The organism is Caballeronia calidae, from assembly GCF_900044055.2.
In the GTDB taxonomy this organism is placed as follows: domain Bacteria; phylum Pseudomonadota; class Gammaproteobacteria; order Burkholderiales; family Burkholderiaceae; genus Caballeronia; species Caballeronia calidae.
In genome coordinates this window covers 1-4,970 of the sequence record NZ_FCOX02000172.1, presented here as the reverse complement: position 1 = coordinate 4,970, position 4,970 = coordinate 1, and the positions used below count along the sequence as shown (strand labels likewise).

Annotated in this window: 2 protein-coding genes; one reads left to right on the top strand and one right to left on the bottom strand. The window is 57.0% G+C overall.

Annotated elements, in window-relative coordinates:
• On the top strand, window positions 1–3,097 hold a 3,097-nt coding region (locus AWB78_RS41400), incomplete at its 5' end, for a hypothetical protein (protein WP_157697859.1).
• Between the two features lie 369 nt (window positions 3,098–3,466).
• Here the strand turns inward: AWB78_RS41400 and AWB78_RS41395 are convergent.
• Window positions 3,467–4,786, bottom strand: a complete 1,320-nt coding sequence (locus AWB78_RS41395) for a tetratricopeptide repeat-containing glycosyltransferase family protein (RefSeq protein WP_074173710.1) — start codon at window positions 4,784–4,786, stop codon at window positions 3,467–3,469.
• Between the last annotated feature and the right edge of the window lie 184 nt (window positions 4,787–4,970).

The following is a 4,970-nucleotide window of genomic DNA, read 5'->3' as shown; positions in this document are numbered from 1 at the left end:
TGAGCTGTATGCGGCTAACGTCGCACGTACAGTTCTCAGGGGAGGATGCGACGGTAACGTCGTATCCTTACCCGACACCTTCCAGGACTATGTCAAAGCGTCGATCAAGCGGCTAAACAGCGGCCAGGCCGCGCATCTCTCATTCGATGGAATTTCGAAGCCGGACTATCCCATGCCGCAAGGGTGGAAAGAGGCTTTTGACATTTACCAGACCGAGCACGAGCGCTGGAGGGCGTGCTGCGCGGCCACCACCAAAGTGGCACAGCTCAAGGAACGAGCCGATGTTGAAACGCTGATCAAACTTTCCGGCGGACAGGATTCTAAATCCATGCTGGATTGCTATATGGCTCGTCTGATTAAAAAGGGGACCGCGCGCGACAGTGATTCGCCATTTGATCCCGTACTCGGACTTGTTCAAATCACGCCTGAGAATATCGGGACATGGATCAACGCGCTCAAAAAGCACCCCGGGCCTCTGGATGATACGAAACAGGCCCTATTAAACGGAACGATCGATGGACTGATTAAGCAAGATACGCTCAAGTCGCTGAAACCCTCCACGAGCCACAATTCGCCCCTGCAGCAGCTTGATCGCCTGCAGGAATTCTGGTCCGTCTCGCGGAAGCTGCGTGGCCAGTCACTGGCCAAGGTCGTCATGGCCCTGCATCGCTACCCGACCGATCGTAAGCTTTCGCCAACAGTCACGGCCCTTGCCGCGGAGCGGGAACTGTGGGCACGTTATTGGCACCATCACGGCAGCCACATTGATGACCACACCTATACCACATTCAATACCACGCTGGATTTTGCGAAGTGGGTGGCAATACAGGGCCCACTGGACAAGTGCGCGTGTCATGGCCTCGGTGGCGGGCTACTGGGCTTATTCGGGTATGCCTTCAACCAGACCGGGGAATGCGTCCGTGCCTTGATCGAGGAAATGCTGGGTAATCGCAGGCCAATCGACCACCTGAGCTTCGAGCCCGAGCTCATCCAGAGCGCGCTGCAGTCATTCAAGCCTTTCGTGCGCCAGACCATGCAAAATTGGCTCGACAGGCGCGGACTCGGGCGTGATGTCACTCAGTACACGGAACCGGGGCAAATCAAACAACTCCTTCGCCTACTGCAAGAGCCGAGTGTGTTCAAGAACCGGGCGGGAGAAACGCCGACCATGCGCGTCAAAGCCGCCCTGCAGGCGGATCTCTCCACGCTGTCCCAAGCCCACGTCACCGACGGTATCCTGAACTATTTCGATCTGACGGGAGAATTGCCGGAACTGGATCACCTTCCTGACATCCTCAAAGAAGTCGTGGGTCGAGATCTCTGGGCACTTTACCAGAGTGCGCTGCAATTCAAGGGGTCCTCCACCGAGCAGCGAAAGAATCGGGAAGCGATCCGCCATGACCTGAGTCAACGAATGGCCGGCAACACCGCGCCAGTCAACATGCTCTGGTCCGCGAGCTTTCTTGAAAACTTATCGAAGGCCCCTGAGAAGCAAGCGATCGTCCGCTCCATACTGACCACCATAAATCCGCAGACCGGTGGTTCCATGGACATGTCCAGCAAGGCGATCGAGGCGCTATTCAACGAAACGATCAAGCAGTCCGCCCGGACTGAAAATGCCACCTTTACTGAGTTGAGCCAGGATGAGCCCCTGTTGCTCGACTGGCTGCAGAAGCTGTTTGCCGAACGTGGACTGTCTTTATTCTACGAGCAGAACCAGGATCGAGTCAGAATGGCAATCACGGGTTGCCATGAAAACGAGTTCTATCGCACCTTGATTGACGTGGTTGATGGCGCCTTGACGGAAAAATATGCCGCGGACGGCGTCGACGGGCTGACCAGGAAGACACGCTCGACGCCCCCCAAGAAGCGTCGATCCCGCTCGTTTGACGACGCACCGTTCGAAGTTCCATTAAGCATTAGCGACGAACAGGACTTCAACAAAAGCGGGCAAGGCGCGGGTTTCGCCCCCGATGTCAAAGTTGCGTTACCCATGAGCAATGAACCCGCGTTCAACAAAAGCGGGCAAGGTAGAGATTTCGCCCCCAATCGCGAAACGATTCTCGCAGCCGTAGAAGGCCTCTCGAATGCGGCAAAGGACAAGCTTGTCGCCTGGATGGAAGCGCGTCATCTGGAGATGGAGAGTATGGACATTGAGATGGCCAAGGAAATCATTGGCCACGCTGACAAAGCAGCCTTGAATCGTATCTGGCAGAAGCTGCAAGAGCTGGCACCCTCCATGGCCGAGCACGGCGAGGGCGAGGAACAAAAACGGGCCGAGGACCCAAAACGGGCAAAACGGGACCGGGAACAGCGCAGCCGCGCGCCCAACAATAATATGATGCTAAATGCGGACGTTGAACCGGTTGACACGAAAACCAACCTCAATCAATTCCGGAAAAATTCGAACCGGCCTAAGCACTGGAATCCATTTAAACATGAAGTTGGATTTGCAGGTCAGCTTACAAACCTCGACATCAATCATAACCCAATCCAACGTGGGTCAGCCCTCCAGATGAATTTTGCAGCGATGATTGAAAAGATCGCCGCCATTCCTAATGCACATGACGCCGACCTCACGGCGACTTTGTGGAATCTAAAGTCGGCGGCCGCCGACACTCAGTTAAAAGTGACTAACGTAAATGGAAAAGATTACCACTGCCTAACGCGGGCAATTTTAACCTCACTGAAAATAGAGCCCGATGAATTAGAAAATGCGCTTTCAGAAATAAAAATTAAATTGCGCGCAAAATACCCAAACATCGATCGTGATAAAGGCATCGCTCTGGGAACTGACCAAAGTCTTGCTTTGATCAAAATTATTGAAGAAAAATTTCGCATGGCCATCAACATCGGCTGCATAAATAATCTCGCGGATTGGGACGTTGGGCTGAATCAAGACGACGCCAACAGATTACTCCATTACGAAGAACATCGAACCAGCAGCACACAAGCCGGAGCGAGCAAATATAATATCTTGTTGTCATTTGATGGCAGCCATTTCTCGAGCATTGCCGGTCCGACGCGCGATGCTGTTAATGACGTGTATCAGGCGTTATCGGCTCGGCAAAAGGCCAAGAAAATGCTGATCGGTTAGAGGGAGCGTCTTCGTGAGCATGGGGGCAACGCGGCGGCCTTTCGGGAAGTTTTTTGACACCGTCGCCGGCAACGGATTGATTGGCTTGACACCCAGCCCATCTAACGGGTGTCGGTAACCCCTTCTCCACGACCGACGTTCAGTGCGCGGCGCACTGGACTTCGGCGCAACCACGTGGGCCTATCGGATCGACCGTTGATCAATTTTAGGCCTCGAATTCTTCGAGGCAACGGGCGCCACTCAGTCGGCATCAAGCCCGACAGCTGTTGCTGTTCTTGTTGCTGCAAAGGTGGCCCAAAACCATACCCTACACGGGCGCGCGAATCGGGACCCCTCCTCATGTGATTCATCCGATCGCTTCGCGTTCGCCTAGCTCTTGGTTCGCGTTCGCAATGAGGACTCCCGCACCCACGCTTTAAGCATCGCGGCGATGCGCTCTATGAGCGCCGTCCAGTCGCCATACTTCTGCTGTCTAAACACGCGCATGGAACCGTACCAAACACTGTCCTCGCGTTCGAGCAACCATCGCCAACAACCATCCAGGCGACTCAGCAGCCACACCGGTCGGTTCAGCGCCCCGGCCAGATGCGCCACGGCCGTGTCGACGCTAATGACCAGGTCAAGGTGGTCAATCACGGCCGCGGTGTCGGAAAAGTCCTTCATCTCCTCCATCGGATCAAACCAATTCGCCCCAAACATCTCGGCGCCCGCCTCCGGCGCATCGCTCGATGTGCGCTTTTGCAAGGAAACAAACATGACGCCTGCCACCGTAGCCAGGGGGGCGAATTGCGCCAAGCTCAGACTCCTGCGCTTGTCGGTCAAGATCAGATCCACGTCATGGCTGTCGCCTCGGGCGCTGCCATGCCACACGAGTCCCACGCGAAGCTTTTTACCCGCACGTGTGTTCAGTCGGGCGCCCCACGTGTCGATATCGGTTTGCTCGGGCCTTAGGTATCGATGATTGCGCCCGGCCACCTCCTCCACACGCACGCCCAAGCGCTGCGGCACGCTTGGCAAAGGGCAATGCAAGTCGAGCGCGAGCGCCGAGCACGCGGGCGTGATCACCTCGTGTACGCCCTCGAGGGTGCGAGCCAGTCGAACGAGCGGGGGCGGCACGCTCAGGTAGATCTGCGCGCCCCTTTTAGCGAGCACGGGCACATAGCGCATGAACTGCAAAGTGTCGCCAAAACCCTGCTCCGCGCTCAGCAACAGGCGCTTATTTTCGAGCGACTCGCCCCTCCACATCGGCATCGCACGGGGCTCGCTCACCAGCGCGGGCATTTTCAAGCGCGTCTCATACCATTGCCAGCCCTCCTCCCACTGCCCCAAGGCAAGCAGCGCGCACGCCAGATTGAAGCTCAAACGCGCATCATCGGGCGCGAGCGCAACGGCCTGCCGCAGATACGGCAACGCCTGCTGCGGACGTCCGCCCAGCATGTAAGCCAGCCCGATATTCGTGGGCAGCGCCGGGTGCCTGGGATAAGCGCCCGCCATGCTTTGCAAGATCTGCACGGCCTCATCAAATTGCCCCTGGTACGTCAGCACCAGACCCAGATTGACGTGCGCCTCCAGCATGCCCGGCGCGCACCCGATCGCACGCCTCAGATAGCGCTGCGCGCGGCAGAAGGCGTGCTGCCGCAACGCAATCAAGCCCAACCGATTCCATCCCCCGGCGTCGTTGGGATTCAATTCCAGGCCCCTCAGAAGCGCCGCCCTCGCCTGCTCCTGCGCGGCCGACCGCGGATCGCGCTGCAGAAATGCACCGAGCTTATACCAACTGGCGGCGTCATCGCTCTGTATCCGCTAATTTACGCACACCGTAGCGAGAATTGTTCGCAATGACTGGGCGAGCGTAGGCGCATCGCGACGATCG